Source organism: Agarivorans litoreus (assembly GCF_019649015.1).
GTDB classification, from domain to species: Bacteria; Pseudomonadota; Gammaproteobacteria; order Enterobacterales; family Celerinatantimonadaceae; genus Agarivorans; species Agarivorans litoreus.
Window position 1 is genome coordinate 2,816,840 of sequence record NZ_BLPI01000001.1, and the last position, 16,583, is coordinate 2,833,422.

At 45.0% G+C, this 16,583-nt stretch carries 15 protein-coding genes; 9 read left to right on the forward strand and 6 right to left on the reverse strand.

From position 1 onward, the window contains the following. Window positions 1-65: 65 nt before the first annotated feature. The 8 genes from K5L93_RS13065 to tldD all read left to right on the forward strand — a co-directional run bounded on the left by K5L93_RS13065 (window position 66) and on the right by tldD (window position 10,696). A complete protein-coding gene (locus K5L93_RS13065; RefSeq protein WP_016400728.1) occupies window positions 66-1,109 on the forward strand; it encodes a rod shape-determining protein in 1,044 nt (347 codons plus the stop codon). An 82-nt stretch (window positions 1,110-1,191) separates the two neighbouring features. Beyond that, window positions 1,192-2,007: a rod shape-determining protein MreC gene (gene mreC, locus K5L93_RS13070; RefSeq protein WP_220720229.1), complete on the forward strand. Its 816-nt coding sequence runs from the start codon at window positions 1,192-1,194 to the stop codon at window positions 2,005-2,007. Window positions 2,008-2,031: 24 nt separating this feature from the next. Then, window positions 2,032-2,517: a rod shape-determining protein MreD gene (gene mreD, locus K5L93_RS13075; RefSeq protein WP_220720230.1), complete on the forward strand. Its 486-nt coding sequence runs from the start codon at window positions 2,032-2,034 to the stop codon at window positions 2,515-2,517. After that, window positions 2,514-3,092 (forward strand): Maf family protein, encoded by a 579-nt coding sequence (locus tag K5L93_RS13080; protein ID WP_220720231.1) that lies wholly within the window; start codon window positions 2,514-2,516, stop codon window positions 3,090-3,092. Before mreD ends, K5L93_RS13080 begins: the two co-directional genes overlap by 4 nt. A 6-nt stretch (window positions 3,093-3,098) precedes the next feature. Next, window positions 3,099-4,568, forward strand: coding sequence for a ribonuclease G (gene rng, locus K5L93_RS13085; protein WP_220720232.1), 1,470 nt, complete (start codon window positions 3,099-3,101; stop codon window positions 4,566-4,568). 4 nt (window positions 4,569-4,572) lie between these two features. Next, window positions 4,573-8,421 (forward strand): YhdP family protein, encoded by a 3,849-nt coding sequence (locus K5L93_RS13090; protein ID WP_220720233.1) that lies wholly within the window; start codon window positions 4,573-4,575, stop codon window positions 8,419-8,421. Next, the gene (locus K5L93_RS13095; RefSeq protein WP_246615049.1) at window positions 8,421-9,245 is read left to right on the forward strand and encodes a carbon-nitrogen hydrolase family protein; all 825 of its coding nucleotides are present in this window, start codon (window positions 8,421-8,423) and stop codon (window positions 9,243-9,245) included. The genes K5L93_RS13090 and K5L93_RS13095 overlap by 1 nt, the downstream gene beginning before the upstream one ends. A gap of 5 nt (window positions 9,246-9,250) precedes the next feature. Next, on the forward strand, window positions 9,251-10,696 hold the full coding sequence (gene tldD / locus K5L93_RS13100; protein ID WP_220720234.1) for a metalloprotease TldD: 1,446 nt from the start codon (window positions 9,251-9,253) through the stop codon (window positions 10,694-10,696). A 551-nt stretch (window positions 10,697-11,247) separates the two neighbouring features. Here the strand turns inward: tldD and yjgA are convergent. Next, window positions 11,248-11,751: a ribosome biogenesis factor YjgA gene (gene yjgA / locus K5L93_RS13105; protein WP_220720235.1), complete on the reverse strand. Its 504-nt coding sequence runs from the start codon at window positions 11,749-11,751 to the stop codon at window positions 11,248-11,250. Window positions 11,752-11,855: 104 nt separating this feature from the next. Between yjgA and pmbA the strand changes: the two genes are divergently transcribed. After that, entirely contained in the window at window positions 11,856-13,193 is a 1,338-nt protein-coding gene (gene pmbA, locus K5L93_RS13110) for a metalloprotease PmbA (RefSeq protein WP_220720236.1), read from the forward strand. 69 nt (window positions 13,194-13,262) lie between these two features. Here pmbA and mgtE read toward each other — a convergent pair whose 3' ends face one another. From mgtE to hpf, 5 genes are all read right to left on the reverse strand, one after another. Further along, window positions 13,263-14,624, reverse strand: a complete 1,362-nt coding sequence (gene mgtE, locus K5L93_RS13115) for a magnesium transporter (RefSeq protein WP_220720237.1) — start codon at window positions 14,622-14,624, stop codon at window positions 13,263-13,265. A 69-nt stretch (window positions 14,625-14,693) separates the two neighbouring features. Beyond that, complete coding sequence (locus K5L93_RS13120) at window positions 14,694-14,963, reverse strand: HPr family phosphocarrier protein (RefSeq protein ID WP_220720238.1); 270 nt, start codon at window positions 14,961-14,963, stop codon at window positions 14,694-14,696. Further along, on the reverse strand, window positions 14,950-15,807 hold the full coding sequence (gene rapZ, locus K5L93_RS13125; protein WP_220720239.1) for an RNase adapter RapZ: 858 nt from the start codon (window positions 15,805-15,807) through the stop codon (window positions 14,950-14,952). Before rapZ ends, K5L93_RS13120 begins: the two co-directional genes overlap by 14 nt. A gap of 26 nt (window positions 15,808-15,833) precedes the next feature. After that, entirely contained in the window at window positions 15,834-16,277 is a 444-nt protein-coding gene (ptsN, locus tag K5L93_RS13130) for a PTS IIA-like nitrogen regulatory protein PtsN (RefSeq protein ID WP_220720240.1), read from the reverse strand. 8 nt (window positions 16,278-16,285) lie between these two features. Continuing rightward, on the reverse strand, window positions 16,286-16,573 hold the full coding sequence (hpf, locus tag K5L93_RS13135) for a ribosome hibernation promoting factor (RefSeq protein ID WP_220720241.1): 288 nt from the start codon (window positions 16,571-16,573) through the stop codon (window positions 16,286-16,288). Between the last annotated feature and the right edge of the window lie 10 nt (window positions 16,574-16,583).

Consider the following 16,583-nt stretch of genomic DNA (forward strand, 5'->3'; position numbering starts at 1 on the left):
ATTGGTAAAGTGAGCCAAGTTTTAATCGCTTATCATCGGCACTATTTCTCAGGATTCGCCCAGCTATGTTTAAAAAGCTTCGAGGCTTGTTTTCTAACGATTTGTCTATCGACTTAGGAACAGCTAATACACTTATTTATGTAAAAGATCAGGGGATCGTACTTAACGAACCTTCAGTAGTGGCTATTCGCCAAGAGCGCGCTGGTAGCCCCAAAAGTGTCGCTGCGGTAGGTCATGCCGCTAAACAAATGCTAGGTCGTACGCCCGGTAACATTTTGGCGATTCGCCCAATGAAAGACGGTGTAATTGCCGACTTTTATGTTACTGAAAAAATGCTGCAGCACTTTATTAAACAAGTTCACGATAATAACTTCTTGCGTCCAAGCCCTCGTGTTTTGGTGTGTGTTCCTTGTGGTTCAACCCAAGTTGAGCGCCGTGCAATTCGTGAATCGGCGATGGGAGCTGGAGCACGTGAGGTTTACCTAATTGATGAACCAATGGCTGCGGCAATTGGTGCCGGCTTGCCAGTCTCAGAAGCTACCGGTTCTATGGTGGTAGATATTGGTGGTGGTACTACTGAAGTTGCGATTATCTCGCTAAACGGGGTGGTTTACTCCTCTTCAGTACGTATTGGTGGCGACAAGTTTGACGACGCCATTATTAACTACGTGCGTCGTAACTACGGTAGCTTAATTGGTGAAGCAACAGCTGAGCGGATTAAACATGTTATTGGTTCTGCCTACCCAGGCGATGAGGTTCGTGAAATTGAAGTGCGTGGTCGTAACCTTGCTGAAGGCGTGCCAAGAAGCTTTACTCTGAACAGCAACGAGATCCTAGAAGCCTTGCAAGAGCCCCTTTCAGGTATTGTAAGTGCAGTAATGGTAGCGCTTGAGCAAAGCCCTCCAGAGCTAGCATCTGATATTTCAGAGCGTGGCATGGTGTTAACCGGCGGTGGCGCATTAGTTCGCGATTTAGATCGTTTATTGATGGAAGAGACTGGTATACCTGTAGTGGTTGCTGATGACCCTCTAACGTGTGTGGCACGAGGTGGTGGTAAAGCTATTGAAATGATCGACATGCATGGCGGTGACTTGTTCCACTACGAATAAGCAGCCACAACGAAGAACACGCCTTGTGTTCTTCGTTTTATTTAACTTTGTTCCAAACAGACAACTACTTAGGTAACGACCGATGAAACCTATCTTCGGCCCAGGTCCATCTTTAGAGCTTCGCCTTGTGCTCGCTATTTTGTTGTCCATTTCTTTGATTTTCATCGACAGTAAACTGATTGCCTTTAAGCAAGTGCGAGTATATTTGCATTCCGCTGTGAGCCCTTTGCAATACATTGCCAATATGCCGGGTCAAGTTATGGACTCGATGTCCAATCAAGTGATTACCCGTGAACAGCTGAAGAAACAAAATAGTAGCTTGCGAGAGCAATTATTGCTTAATCGCGCCGACCAGTTATTAATGGAAAGCCTAGCCAAAGAAAATTCCCGCTTACGTGCTTTATTGGGCTCTCCTGTTCGCAACGACAGCCGTAAGCTGGTGGCCGAAATCATGGCCGTGGACTCAGATCCATTTTCGCATCAGGTGGTTATCGATAAAGGTAAATTAGATGGGGTGTTTGAAGGGCAGCCAGTAATTAACGATATTGGTGTGATAGGTCAAGTATTGCATGTAGGTACAACGACCAGCCGAGTATTGCTGATCACCGATGCGAGCCACGGCATTCCAGTGCGTATTGCGCGAAATGATATCCGAGCAGTGGCTACCGGTACTGGCGAATTAAATCGTTTGCAATTGCCGCATATACCGCGCAGTACCGATATCGGAGAAGGCGATGTACTTGTGACCTCTGGCTTAGGCGGTGTATTTCCAGAAGGCTACCCAGTGGCGGTCATTAATCGCTTTGATTATCAGGAAGGTAAGCCTTATGCCGACGTAATGGCTACGCCAGTGGTGGAGTTAGATCGCCTACGTTATTTACTGTTAATTTGGCCTTAAACATTGGCTTGATAAAGGCATCGTATGATTGAAAAAATTAATGGCCGCAGCGCTATTATTGCAAGTTTGTTCATAGCATTAATATTGGCAATTATTCCTTTGCCATTAATTGCAGATGCTTTTCGTCCAGACTGGGTGTTGGTATGTGTATTCTATTGGACAATTGCTTTACCCCATCGAAGCAATGTGGGGATTGCTTTTGTCGTGGGCTTTGTGCTTGATCTTCTGCTTGGTTCAACCCTAGGCGTTCGGGCCTTAGCCATGTCGATAGTGGCCTATATTGCGGCTACTAATTTTACCCGGTTGCGTAATTTTTCGGTTTGGCAGCAAGCACTAGTTGTTGGCGGCTTAACTGGTTTAGCGAAAATTGTGGTTTTTTGGGCAGAATACCTGGTTCAAGATATTCAGTTACCTTCTGGCTATTTTTATCCAGTTATTACGACTACTGTTGCTTGGCCTTGGATATTTTTGCTGCTGCGTAAGCTGCGCCGCCAGTGGAAAATATCATGACGCAGCAATGCCCGTTGATTTTAGCGTCGGCCTCACCGAGAAGAATTGAACTGCTTGCTCAGTTAGATTGGACCTTTACTGCACAAGCTGCTGATATTGATGAGACGCCCAAAGTGGGGGAGTCAGCACAAGCTTTGGTGTGTCGCTTGGCTGAAGAGAAGGCCGCTGCTGTTTACCAGCAGCAGGCTGACTTTCCGGTGGCGGTGCTAGGCTCAGATACTATTGTGGTATGCCAAGGCGAAGTATTAGGTAAGCCAACAAACGCAGCAGACAGTCAGCGTATGCTGAGTTTATTAAGTGCTAAGCAGCATCAAGTAATGACAGCAATCAGCCTGTATCATCAGGGTGGTGTGGATACTCAGTTAGTCATAACTAAGGTGTTTTTTTGTCCGGTTTCAGAAAGTCAAATTGCGGCGTATTGGGCCACTGGTGAACCGGCAGATAAGGCGGGAAGTTATGCCATTCAAGGGCTTGGCGGTAAGTTTGTCGAACGTATTGAAGGTAGTTATAGTTCGGTGGTTGGTCTGCCATTGGTAGAGACTGACCGTTTACTCCATTTACATTTAACTCGCTAGGTTACTATGTCAGCAGAATTATTGATCAATGTTACCCCTACCGAGACTCGTGTTGCTTTAGTGGATAGCGGGATCTTGCAAGAAACCCACGTTGAGCGCGATGCGCGGCGTGGTATTGTTGGTAATATGTACAAAGGGCGAGTCAGCCGAGTACTGCCTGGGATGCAGGCGGCTTTTGTAGATATTGGTTTAGAAAAAGCCGCGTTTTTACATGCCTCTGACATTGTTCCGCATACGGAATGTGTTGATGTTACAGAACAAGAACACTTCCAAGCAGGAAATATTGCAGAGTTAGTCAGGCAAGGCCAAGACATTATGGTGCAGGTGGTAAAAGATCCACTAGGAACCAAGGGGGCACGTTTAACTACAGATATCACTTTGCCCTCACGTTACTTAGTGTTTATGCCGGGCAGCAGCCATGTTGGGGTCTCACAACGAATAGAAAGTGAACAAGAGCGCGAGCGTTTAAAAGAGATATGTGGCGACTTTGTTGATGAGTTGGGCGGCTTTATTATTCGCACAGCCGCTGAAGGCATCGGTGCTGATGAGCTTGAGCAAGATGCTGCTTTCTTAAAACGAGTATGGCGTAAGGTTCTACAGCGTAAAGAGAGCTCGCCGAGTAAAAGTAAGTTGTATGCAGAGCTGAATTTGGCGCTGCGGATCATTCGTGATTTTGTAGGCACTCATCTTGACCGTATTCGAGTTGATTCACGCGAGACCTATGAGCAATTAGTTTCTTTTAGTGCTGAGTTTGTGCCCGAGTTTACCGAAATCCTCGAGTACTATGCTGGCGACAGACCGATCTTTGATTTGTTTGATGTAGAGAATGAGATTCAACGCGCCCTAAAACGACGCGTGGACCTTAAGTCTGGCGGCTACCTGATTATCGACCAGACCGAAGCGATGACCACCATCGATATAAATACTGGCGCATTTGTTGGTCACCGAAACCTCGAAGAAACTATTTTCAATACTAATATAGAAGCCACTCAATCAATTGCCCGCCAGCTGCGTTTGCGCAATTTGGGTGGTATTGTGATTATCGATTTCATCGACATGGCCGACTCTGAACATCAGCGTCGTGTATTGCATAGTTTAGAACTGGCTTTAGCCAAAGATAGGGCTAAAACTAACATTAGCGGCTTTTCTCAATTAGGTTTAGTGGAGATGACCCGCAAACGCACCCGAGAAAGCATTGAACATATTTTGTGTGGAGAGTGTCCAACCTGTCGTGGCCGTGGTACGGTAAAAACTGTCGAGACAGTATGTTACGAAGTGCTGCGTGAAATCATCCGGGTTAATCGCGCTTATGATGCAGATAACTTTATTGTATATGCGTCGACCAAAGTTGCAGATATGCTAATGGGAGAAGAATCACACAGCTTGGCTGAGTTAGAGGTGTTTATTGGAAAACAAGTTAGAGTTCAAACCGAGCCTATGTACAGTCAAGAGCAGTTTGACGTGGTGTTGATGTAGGTTTATGGCAACTCCCTTACGCCGTGGTGCCAGAAAGTGCTGGTACGGCCTAGCGATCCTGTTAGTGATTATTGCCGTGTGCTTAAGTATTGCACGCGGCATTTTGTCATTTGCCAGTAATTATAAAGATGACCTTGCGCAGTGGTTGGTTGCTGATCAAGATGCAGAGTTACGCATAGGTCAACTTAGTGCTCGGATGCGTAACTTCCGGCCCATGTTGGTATTTGAAGATACTGAAGTAGCAATTGGAAAAAACCGCAAAACTCGCTTCAGTGTTGGCGCATTGATGCTAGAACTAGATCTTTGGGAAACCCTTGAACAGCGCCGAGTGGTATTCAAAGATTTAGTGCTTGATGAGTTCCATTTAAAGCTTAGCGTCGACCCTGGAAATGGCTCATCGTCTCGGGATTTTAGCCAAAGTTATCAAGCTATTAGTGATGTTTTTTTGGGACAGCTCGAGAAGTTTAGTTTAACCAATAGTTTAATTGAACTTGGTTTACCTGAACATAGCATGAATTTTGATATTGCGAGCTTGGATTGGGTAAATAAAGGGCATTTACACCAAGGTAACGGTGAAATTTTAGTTGGCCAAGATTGGCAAAATGGTCAAGTGAGCTTTCGGGTCGACTTGTTGGGTGATGCCTCAAACGTAGATGAATTAACAGGTAAGTTGTTTGCTAAGGTTGAACACCTTAATTTGCAAGCTTTGCGTAAATTGTTAGGTGGGGCGGCTCAGCACCTTGAAAGTGACATTAATCTCTCTTTATGGGCAGAGTTTGGCGCTGACCAGCAACAACGCTGGGTAAGCCAGTGGCAACAAAGCCAACTTCGTTGGGGCAAACAAAACAGCCAGGTAATGAACATCGACAGCGGCCTTATTCAAGGTTTGAAGGTGGCAGATAAGTGGCGAATAGACAAGTTGCCTTGGCAACTTAGTATTAACGACAAGAGTACTGATTTTTCCTTACAAGGTTTGGCCAGTAAACAGCATCATGCGTGGCGCTTGGCCGGCTTTGAGTTAGCCATTTGGTCACCCTTATTGGCTATATTAGAGGATAGCGAATCCGATATTGCTTGGTCTAAGTTGCTTACTGGTGGCCAACTTAATCATCTAGATATCGACTATATTCAAGCAACAAAACAACTGCGTTATCAAGCCGAGTTGGTTGACTTAAGTACTAAAGGTCAGTCTTTTATACCTAGCCTTACTCATTTAAATGCTCAAGTTTTGGGTGATACGCAGCACGCACAATTACGTTTGCAACAGCAAGGTGATTTTCACCTAGGCGTGCAATTTGATGAAACTTGGACAATTGAGCAACTTGAGTCAGATATTGCCATTCACTTTGCAGATCCTGAATTTAGCTTACGCAGCCAATATACCCATTTGGTGACACCAGAGCTAGATTTTGTTGGTAAATGGTCGCTAACTTGGCCAAAAGATGGCGCATGGCCAGTGTTAAGTTTGATGGCAAACGCCGAGATAAAAGACGCAGGGAAGGCTTATTGGTATTACCCAGAAGTTATGCCAGACAAGGTATTCTCTTACTTAAAAGATGCTTTAGTGGGAGGACAAGCAAAGCATAGTCAAGTGCTTTGGTATGGCCAACTTGATAATTATCCTTACGATGCTAACAACGGCATTTTCCAAGCGTTTGTACCACTCGATAATGCCACTTTTAAGTTCGATCCTGATTGGCCCGCGTTGCAAGAACTGCAGTTGGACTTGCTGTTTCAAAATGATGGCTTGTTTATGGAGAGTAATCGAGCACGTTTAGGAAAAGTGCCTGCACAGCGGATCAGTGCCAGTATTCCAAAGTTTCAAAGCTATTCTGAGCTGTTTATTACTGGCAAGGTTGCTGGCTCGGCAGCTAGCGTACAGGACTATTTGTTGCAATCCCCCATCGATGCGCTTAGTGATAGTTTAACTCAGTTACCGCTTAGTAATGGCGATGTGTCGGGTGAGATTTATCTAAATATTCCACTCTATGATGCTGATGTTGAGGTTAATGGTCATGTCGACTTCAATGGTAACAATATTGATGTTAAACCAGCAGGGATGAGCTTGAGCCAGATTAAAGGCCGCTTATATTTTCAAAATGAAACATTACGTACTAATAATTTAAGCGCACTTTGGCGGGGCATGCCACTGGATATTAAATTTAATACGCAAGCCATTGATGATGATTATTTATTGAGTTTTGATTTGGGAGGACGCTGGCCGCTAGATGAAGTACAGCGAGCTTTTGGACTCCCTCTTGCCGAGTACCTATCGGGTAATCTTAATTGGCAGGGCGATTTAGATATACATTTAAAACCAGAAAGCCAGTTTGAGTACAAAGGTGATTTTCGTAGCGAGTTACTAGGATTAGCACTAACGTTGCCGGAACCTATACAAAAGCGTCCAGCAGAAACCTGGCCTACCGCGCTAAGTATTACTGGTAATGCATCGAGTACTAAGTTGCAGTTAGAGTCTAATCAATTGATTTCAGGCTTTGCTCAGATTGATTTTGTTGAGGAAAAGAAAAAACTCAAATATGCCTTACTTAACTTAGGTGCGGATAATGATTTGCTCTGGCAAGGTGAAGGCTTAGCGATGTCATTTGAATTTAGTCAGTTAGATATGCAGCCTTGGCTGAGCTGGTCAAAGGAACAGATTAAGTTTACTCCGGAAAAACCTGAAACAAACTATACCAATGTGAGTTTGGCTATACCGCCGTTAATGTTTATTCGCGGTGCGGTTGATGAGGCTCAGCTGTTAGGGCAAACTTTTAATAACTTCAATATTGCTTATCTACCTCGAAGCAAAACCCAACTGCAAATTGAATCTGATCAGTTAATTGCTAGCATTGCCGCTCCCGAAAAACCAAGTGTAGAGCAAGCAGTAAAGGTTAATATTGAGAAAGCTCAGCTTAGTGAGCTGGACTTTTCTAAGCTAGATAAGGCACCTGAGCAACACAGTAGACAGACTGAGAAAGCAAATCGCTCTTTGCTAGATATGTTGCCTCCTATTTCGCTTAGTTGTAATGACTGCCAGTTTGGCGATTATCGTATTGGCAACGTTAAATTGGAGTTGCCAATTGAAAACCAAACAATGAAAAACGGCCACTTATCGGTCGATTGGGGGCATAGCCAGCTTACCGCTGCATTGTTTTGGAATAAGCTGAACGAGATAGAGCAAGCGGGCTTTGCGGGCAATCTTGATAGTTCTAGCTTGGAACTGTTAATCGAAGATTTAGGCCGAGATAGTCCTTTAAAAGGTACCTCGGCTGAGTTCACCTTTGACGTAAATTGGCAAGATAGTTTACTTAAGCCAAATATGAATAGCCTAAATGGCTCTGTTGAGATGAAAACCGACAAAGGCGTGGTGACTGAAATGAGTGATAAGGGTAGCCGCTTACTTACGTTGGCTAGCCTAGATACTATTCGCCGACGTTTGCAGCTTGATTTTAGTGATGTATTTGAGAAAGGTCTGCACTTTGATTCGATGAGCGGAAGTGTTGCTTTTGATAACGGTGTGGCTAATAACCAAGATTTTTTCTTAGATGGCGTTGCTGGAGTAATGCGTGGTAAAGGGGAAGTGGACTTTCGCGATGGGAAAATTAATTATCGAGTAAGTTACTCACCCAAAGTAACTTCTAGTTTACCGGTACTGGCTGCATTTTTGGTTACACCTGCGACAGGCGTTGCGGTGTTAGCATTGTCTAAGTTATTTGAACCTGTGGTAGAGGTGGTTACGCAAATTAATTTTGCCCTTACTGGTAACCTAGCCGAACCTGAGCTCATTGAGCTTGAACGAGTGAAGCAAGAAATCAAAGTCCCTGATGAGTTTAGGGCAAAAGAGTCGCGCTAATGAAGTTAATTGCGTTGCAAATGACCTCAAATGGTCTGGTTGCCGACAACCTAAAACAGGCAGAAGCTTTATTGCAACAGGCTAATCCTAGGGCCGGTGACTTAGTACTTTTACCTGAGAACTTCGCTTGTTACGGTGGCGGCGATAAGGCCTATATGTCTATCGCCGAGCATTTAGGCAAAGGGCCTATTCAAACTTGGCTTAGCCAACAAGCCCAGTTATATGGCATTTATTTGGTGGCTGGTAGCGTGCCTACTAAAGCTGAAGAACAGCATCGTTGTTACACCACCAGTTTGGCCTTCTCACCCATTGGAGAACTATTGCAGCATTATCACAAGCTACACTTGTTTGATGTGGATGTGGCTGACAACGTGGGGAGTTACCGAGAATCAGACAGTTTTGTTGCTGGTGAGCAGCTCGCTTGGTTTGATATGGGCGCAATTCGAGTAGGAATGGCGATTTGTTTTGATTTACGTTTTCCCTACTTATTTCAGCTGCTGCGTCAACAGGGCTGTGATATTGTATTACTTCCTGCTGCATTTACTGCATTAACTGGGGAAGCCCACTGGCAAGCGCTACTGCAAGCCAGAGCCATAGAAAATCAACTCTATTTGGTGGCCGCCAATCAAACAGGAACACACGAAAATCAACGCCAAACTTGGGGACACTCAATGATTATTGATCCCTGGGGGCGTTGTTTAGATCTACAGCCAAGCGGAACGGGGCCAGCAAGAGCCGATTTTAATCCGCAGCTATTACAGCAAGTTAGGGACCGGATGCCCGTGCCGTTGCATGGTCAATTACAACTAGGGTGGAGAGAATAAACACTATGTCGTTTGAAAAAGTCAGTCAGTCATTACTGGTGCCAGGAGGCATTGGCCAACAAGAGCTAAGTATGGCGCTGACCGAAGTGGCAAAACACCAAATTGATTATGCTGATCTGTTCTTCCAACATAGCCGCCACGAATCGTGGGTGCTGGAAGACGGTATTGTAAAGGAAGGAAGCTATAACATTGAGCAAGGCGTAGGAGTTCGCGCAATAAGTGGCGAGCAAACCGGTTTTGCCTATTCCGATGTGATTAATAACAGCGCGTTGCTACAAACTTGCCAAGCAGCACGAGGCATCAGCTCAAAAGGTGTAAACGCCAAGATTAAACCTTTTAGTAAAGTCACTGCTGAGCAGTTTTATCAAGCTGATAACCCCTTAGTTAGCCTGTCTAATCAGCAAAAAATTGCTTTATTAGAGCGAGCAGACAAATATGCACGTAGCTTGGATCCTGCGGTTACTCAGGTAATTGTTAGCTTGAGCGGTGTTTATGAAGAGGTATTGGTTGCTGCCAGTGATGGTACCTTAGCGGCGGATATTCGCCCCTTGATTCGTTTTAACTGTAGTGTACTCGTTGAGCGCAATCAACGCCGAGAGCGAGGTTCTGCCGGTGGTGGTGGGCGTCGCAACTACAGCTACTTCTTAGAAGAAGTGAATGGCCGTGAGCGAGCCATGGGCTTTGTGGACGAAGCAGTGCGTCAAGCCTTAGTAAACCTAGAGGCGGTAGATGCCCCAGCTGGTTTAATGCCAGTAGTGCTAGGCGCCGGTTGGCCTGGTGTATTACTGCACGAAGCAGTTGGGCACGGTTTGGAAGGTGACTTTAATCGCAAGGGCTCTTCTGCCTTTAGTGGTTGTATGGGGGAGCAAGTGGCCTCAAGTCTATGTACCATTGTTGATGATGGAACCTTGGGGCAACGTAGAGGTTCGGTAAATATTGATGATGAAGGTACCCCAGGACAATACAATGTATTGATCGAAAATGGTGTACTAAAAGGCTACATGCAAGATAAGCACAATGCTCAGCTTATGAATACTCGCTCAACCGGTAATGGTCGACGCGAATCTTATGCGCATTTACCCCTACCGCGTATGACCAATACCTATATGTTGCCTGGCGAAAGCGAACCAGAAGAACTGATTGCCTCGGTGAAAAAAGGGATCTTTGCGCCTAATTTTGGTGGCGGACAGGTGGACATTACTTCAGGTAAATTTGTATTTTCCGCTTCAGAAGCTTACTTAATTGAAGATGGGAAGATTACCGCGCCAATTAAAGGTGCAACACTGATTGGTTGTGGACCCGAAGCGATGCAGCAGGTATCCATGGTTGGTAATGACCTCGCTCTTGACCAAGGGGTTGGGGTATGTGGCAAGGAAGGCCAAAGTGTGCCAGTTGGGGTTGGTCAACCCAGTGTTAAACTTGATGAGTTAACGGTTGGCGGTACGGCGTAAATAAACTGCATAACAGAAAAGGGCCGTAAACCCAAGGCGTTTACATGTTGTGGCCCTATCCGGAAAGGCAAGCATCGCTTGCTTTTTTGCTTTCTCAGGATAACAAAAATGCAAGGAGTGCCCATCTAGGCCAGTCCTAATAACTTGCTGTATTAAAAATACTTCCTTGCAGCAAAGAGATTTCAGCCTAACCCGTATTGCGTAGAGCGATACCGCAAGAGTAGGGAGTCGCTGAATATTTATACCAATCGTACTAAGTACCAGTTCATTCTATCTGGTTAAATACTCGATAACTGCGTTAGAATTTTTGATTGTAGAATAACGACTTATCGAAAAATCTTGCCTTATTCTCGAGTATTTTTCCTGCGTTATTTCTGATCACTTACTTAGTGTGATGGGTATTAGGTAATCCTTTAGAAAATTTTTTCCAAGAAAAAGGGCGCTGCATGCTGGAATTAACCAGTAAAACAGCCCCCTTATTGCTTTGACTAAAAAGACCTAGACCCACCTTTTGTAAACGTCTTGGCGTAGGCCCTTTTGTTCTTAGCTTATTAAGTGTTTTCTTTTAAATATTTAGCTAGATCTTGGTGAGCCTTTGCTGGTTTTTCTAGTTCGGCTTCTTTTTTGGCTTGGCGCACTAATTGGCGTAATTTTTGGCGCTCTAAATTGGGGTTTTGCTCAAGCAATTGATTTATTGCAGCATCGCCTTCGGCAACTAATAAATCTCGCTGTTTTTCCAATGCCAACTGCGCTTGAGCTTGGTAAATGTGCTTGTTGCGGATTTTATCTAAGCCAGCATTTATCGCCTCTTCATTTTCGGTACGCATTACTTTGCCAATGTAATTCATATGGCGACGCGCAGCTTCTCGCTTGTCTTTTAAGCGTTTCGCTAGGGCAATCGCTTCGCGTAGCGTAGGGCTCATTTCAATGGTGGCTAGCTGCGGGTTGGTGAGCGCAACTAACTCGGCACCAATTTTTTTCAGCCGATCTGCTTCACGTTTGATTTCAGATTTACTGATCCAATCGTCTTCATCATAGGGCTGTTGATTCTTCATTTTTAACTCTCATGGTACTTTTTTTCATATCTTACCAGTTCTTGGATATGGTCGCTCGATGAGTTTTGTTATGCTAGTGCCATGCATGGAGATGAAGAATAAAAATGAGCCCTGAAAAACAAGTTAGTCAAGAGTTAAGTCAATTGAAGCAGGCGGTGGAATTCGCCTTGGAACAAGCCAAACAGTTGGGTGCCGATGAGTCTGAAGTGTCAATTTCAAAGCAAACCGGGATATGTGTAGCGACTCGCGATCAACAAGTTGAGACTTTGGAGTTTAATCACGATGGCGCATTAGGCATTGCAGTATACTCAGCTAATTGTAAGGGCAGTGCTTCGACTTCAGATTTAAGTCCGGAAGCGATCACAAATGCAGTGAAAGCTGCTTACGATATTTCGCAATACACCTCTAAAGACTCAGCTGCAGGAATTGCTGATAAAGCGCTTTTAGCTACTGATATTCCAGATCTTGAGTTATTTCATCCTCATCCCTTAGAGCCAGACTATTTTATTGATGTAGCTAAGCAGTGCGAAGATATTGCTTTGCGTAACCCACAAATTAAGGCGAGTGATGGCGCTAATATCAATAGTCATTATGGTGTGAAGGTATATGGCAATAGCCATGGCTTTTTAGCCGGTTATCCTACTAGTCGTCATAGCATTAGTTGCATGTTAATTGCTGGCGAAAAGGAGATGCAACGCGACTATGCCTATAGTGTGGCGCGTGACTTTGCAGATCTTGATAGCATTGAAACCATTGCCACTAAAGCTCAGCAAAAAACCTTAGGGCGTTTAAATAGCCAAAAGATATCTACTTGTGAGGTACCCGTGGTATTCGACCAAGACGTAGCGAGTGGGCTGTTTGGTCATTTAGTGGGGGCAATTAGTGGTGGCAACTTGTACCGCCGTTCATCGTTTTTGTTGGATAGTTTAGGCAAGCAATTATTCCCGAGTTGGTTGTCGATTTATGAAGATCCATTTATTAAAAAAGGCTTGTCTAGTACGCCATTTGATAGTGAAGGGGTTGCGCCGTCGGCTAAGCACATTATTGCTGATGGCAAGTTAGAAACTTACTTACTAACCAGTTATTCGGCACGTAAGTTGGGAATGCAAAGTACCGGTCACGCTGGTGGTATCCATAACTGGAAGGTTAAGCACAGTGGCATAACTCGCGCAGAGTTGCTGAAACAAATGGGTACTGGCCTGCTTATTACAGAGATGATGGGGCAAGGCGTAAATACGGTAACTGGAGATTATTCACGTGGCGCAGCAGGCTACTGGGTCGAAAACGGTGAAATAGCGTTTCCGGTGCATGAGATTACCGTGGCTAGTACTTTACAAGACATGTTTGCCAATATTGTGGCTATCGCTGATGATTTTGATAAAGAAAGCACTATTCAGTCCGGCTCGGTACTTATTTCGTCGATGAAAGTAGCGGGTAGCTAGAGGTTATTCTCAGCTCTTAACTTGATCGTTCGAGCAGGTTAAGAGCCGTTATGTTGATTCTACTATAGCTTAGGCTAACACTAGGGTAGCCATACCTAAAAAAGAAAATAGCCCCATTACGTCGGTCACGGTGGTTAAGGCCATACCGCCTGCTAGTGCAGGGTCAATTTTAAATTTCTTCATTAACAGCGGAATAGTTACTCCGGCTAAACCGGCCAGTGACATGTTAATAAACATTGCCCCAGCAATAATTACCCCTAAGGTCCAATCGCCTTTCCAGAGGGTAACTACCAAGGCAATCACCGTAGCCCAGATTATCCCGTTTAACATGCCAATCGCAGCTTCTTTGCCTATTAACCAACGTGAGTTACCTTCACCAATATGACCCACCGCTAAACCACGAATAACCAAAGCAAGGGTCTGATTGCCAGCAATCCCTCCCATGCTGGGTACAATAGTCATTAAAATGGCCAAGGTGGCTAACTGCTCGAGAGTAGATTCAAACATATTGCTGATGGAGGCCGCGACTAAGGCCGCGCACAGGTTTACTGCCAACCAAAAGGTGCGGCGTTGGGTGCTTTTTATCACTGGGGCAAAGGTATCTTCATCATCGTCCATACCCGCCATTCCCATCATGCTGTGTTCGGCGTTTTCGCGAATAATATCGACTACATCATCGATGGTTACCCGGCCTAACAGTTTACCTTGGTCATCAACGACCGGAGCCGAAATCCAGTCGTGGCGTTCAAATAATGCGGCTACGTCATTTTCGGCCATGGATACATGGATGGTCTCTGCGTTCCCATCCATTACTTCTCGAACATTAACATTGGGATTTACCGTAAGCAGAGTTGATAGTGGAATGTCGCCCAGTAGCAAGTCATCTTCGTCAACTACGTATAGGGCGTCTGTAGCCTCTGGTAGTTCGCCACGCAAACGTAAGTAGCGCAATACCACATCGATACTTACGTCGGCCCGCAAGGTAATGGTATCGGTATTCATGATACTGCCTGCAGTATCTTCAGGATAAGCTAGAGCCGCCTCTACGCGATGGCGGTCTTGGCTATCCATTTGCTCAAGAACTTCTTGGTATACGCTGTCGGACAGGCTTCTAAGTACATAAGCAATGTCGTCGGTGTCCATGCCTTCAGTTGCAGCTGCCAGTGTTTCTGGCTCCATTAACTGAAGTACCCCTTCCATTACATCTTCGTTTAGCTCTTCGAGGATTTCACCGTGTTGCTCAGGATCGGTGAGTTGCCATAACACTTCGCGGCCAGCTGGTGGGCTAGACTCCAAAAGCAGCGCTACATCACAGGGGGGCATTTGATGAAGCATGCGCCTAACATGCACAAACATACCACTGTCGAGGGCTTGATTTAGCTCCTGTAAGCGTTTGTGCTGATTAGGGTTTAACTCCATCTCTTCTGGCATAAGCGATCCCTACTGTTATTTTGCTATGTGCTGCTTGCTAATTGTAGCTTGGCTTTGTTGTGAATTGGTTTATTCTTCATTGAAGTTTGCTTCTATCAGAGCTTGAACAGCGTCTAGGGCAGCTTCTGCATCAGCACCTTCTGATACTATGGTTAGGGTGCTTCCTTGCGCACTGGCGAGTACCAATAAACCCATAACACTGGCAGCTGAAGCTGTTTTCTCGCCGTCGATAATGCTGAGCTCAGCGTCAAATTGCTGAGCCAGCTCAACCAACTTGGTGGCTGGGCGAGCGTGCAGCCCCAATTTGTTTTTAACGACTACTTGTCTAGTGAGCTTCAAGGCGGTGTTCCAAAGTTCGGTGGCGTCGTTGCACCTTGCGCTGTGCGCTAAAGTGGCTAGCCAGTTGTTCAGCCACATACACCGAACGGTGTTGCCCGCCAGTACAACCAATCGCAATGGTTAAGTAGGCACGATTGTTAGCTTCCAAATGCGGTAACCAAGATTGCAATAGCTGACTAATCTGCTCGATATATTGGGTAACTAGAGGTTGTGCAGCCAAGTATTCTTGTACGGCTTTATCTAAGCCGGTAAGTGGACGCAGCTCCTCTTGCCAATGCGGGTTAGGTAAAAAACGCGCATCAAACATATAGTCGGCATCGTTAGGTACACCATTTTTAAATCCAAAGGATTCGAAAACCAAGATTAGCTGTTGCTGTTGATCGCCTGTAACACGCGAGCGAATCAAGCCGCTTAGCTCATGTACCGATAAACGGGAAGTATCGATACGCAAATCTGCATTTCTAGAAATGGGGGCTAATAGCTCGGTTTCTGATTCAATCGCTTCAGCTAAGGATAAGTTGCTTTGACTAAGCGGGTGTACCCTGCGTGTCTCGCTGTAACGGCGGATTAGCGCTTCATCTTTCGCATCTAAAAAAATGCTTAACAGATTGATGTCAGGTCCTGCATCGCGTATTAGCTGTCCTACCGGTGATAACTCATCGGGAAGGTTTCGAATATCAATGCTAATTGCTACTTTAGAATAGGTTTTTTTTAAGTTGTCGATAAGTGATTGCCAAAGTACAACCGGCAAGTTATCGACACAGTAGTAGCCGAGATCTTCTAATACTCTTAAGGCGACGGTTTTTCCTGAACCCGAGCGCCCACTAACGATGATCAGTTCCATGATAACCCCTAAGGCTGATTAGCCTATTAGGCTACCATGATGTCGTACAATTCGTCATCACTTTGTGCACAACGAAGTTGTTTACATATTTGCTTATCGTTAAGTTTTTCAGCGACTTGAGCAAGAGTATTAAGATGTTGCTTACATTGATCTTCGGGTACTAGTAATGCAAATACTAAGTCAACCGGCTTGTTATCAATAGCATCGAAAGAAATGGGGGGATCGCAACGCAAGAAAACCGCAGTGGCTTGATGTTGGTTGTCAATACGGCCATGAGGAATTGCAATGCCTTGGCCAATACCAGTACTGCCCATCTTTTCTCGATTTAACAAGCTTTCGAAAATGCATTGGGTAGTAGTATCAAGCTGTTTGGCAGCCAGCTCGCTGACTATTTCTAGGGCGCGCTTTTTTGAAGAGCATTGAACTGCACTTTGAGTGCAGTTCAAGCTAAGTACTTTGTTTAGTTGCATAAGGTTGGTTAACGTTTGTTAAGTTTTTCTTTATGTTTGATGACTTGGCGATCAAGTTTATCAATCAGGCTGTCTATGGCAGCATACATGTCAGAGTGCTCAGAGGTGGCAAATACTTCGCCGCCGTTTAAATGTAATGTAGCTTCAGCAATTTGGTTCAGCTTTTCGACGTTGAGGATGACGTGAACATTATTGATTTGATCGAATCGTCGGGTGAGTTTGGCAAACTTGCTGTGGACATATTCTTTCAAAGATTCAGTTATTTCTACGTGGTGTCCAGTAAGGTTAATTTGCATAGATATCTTC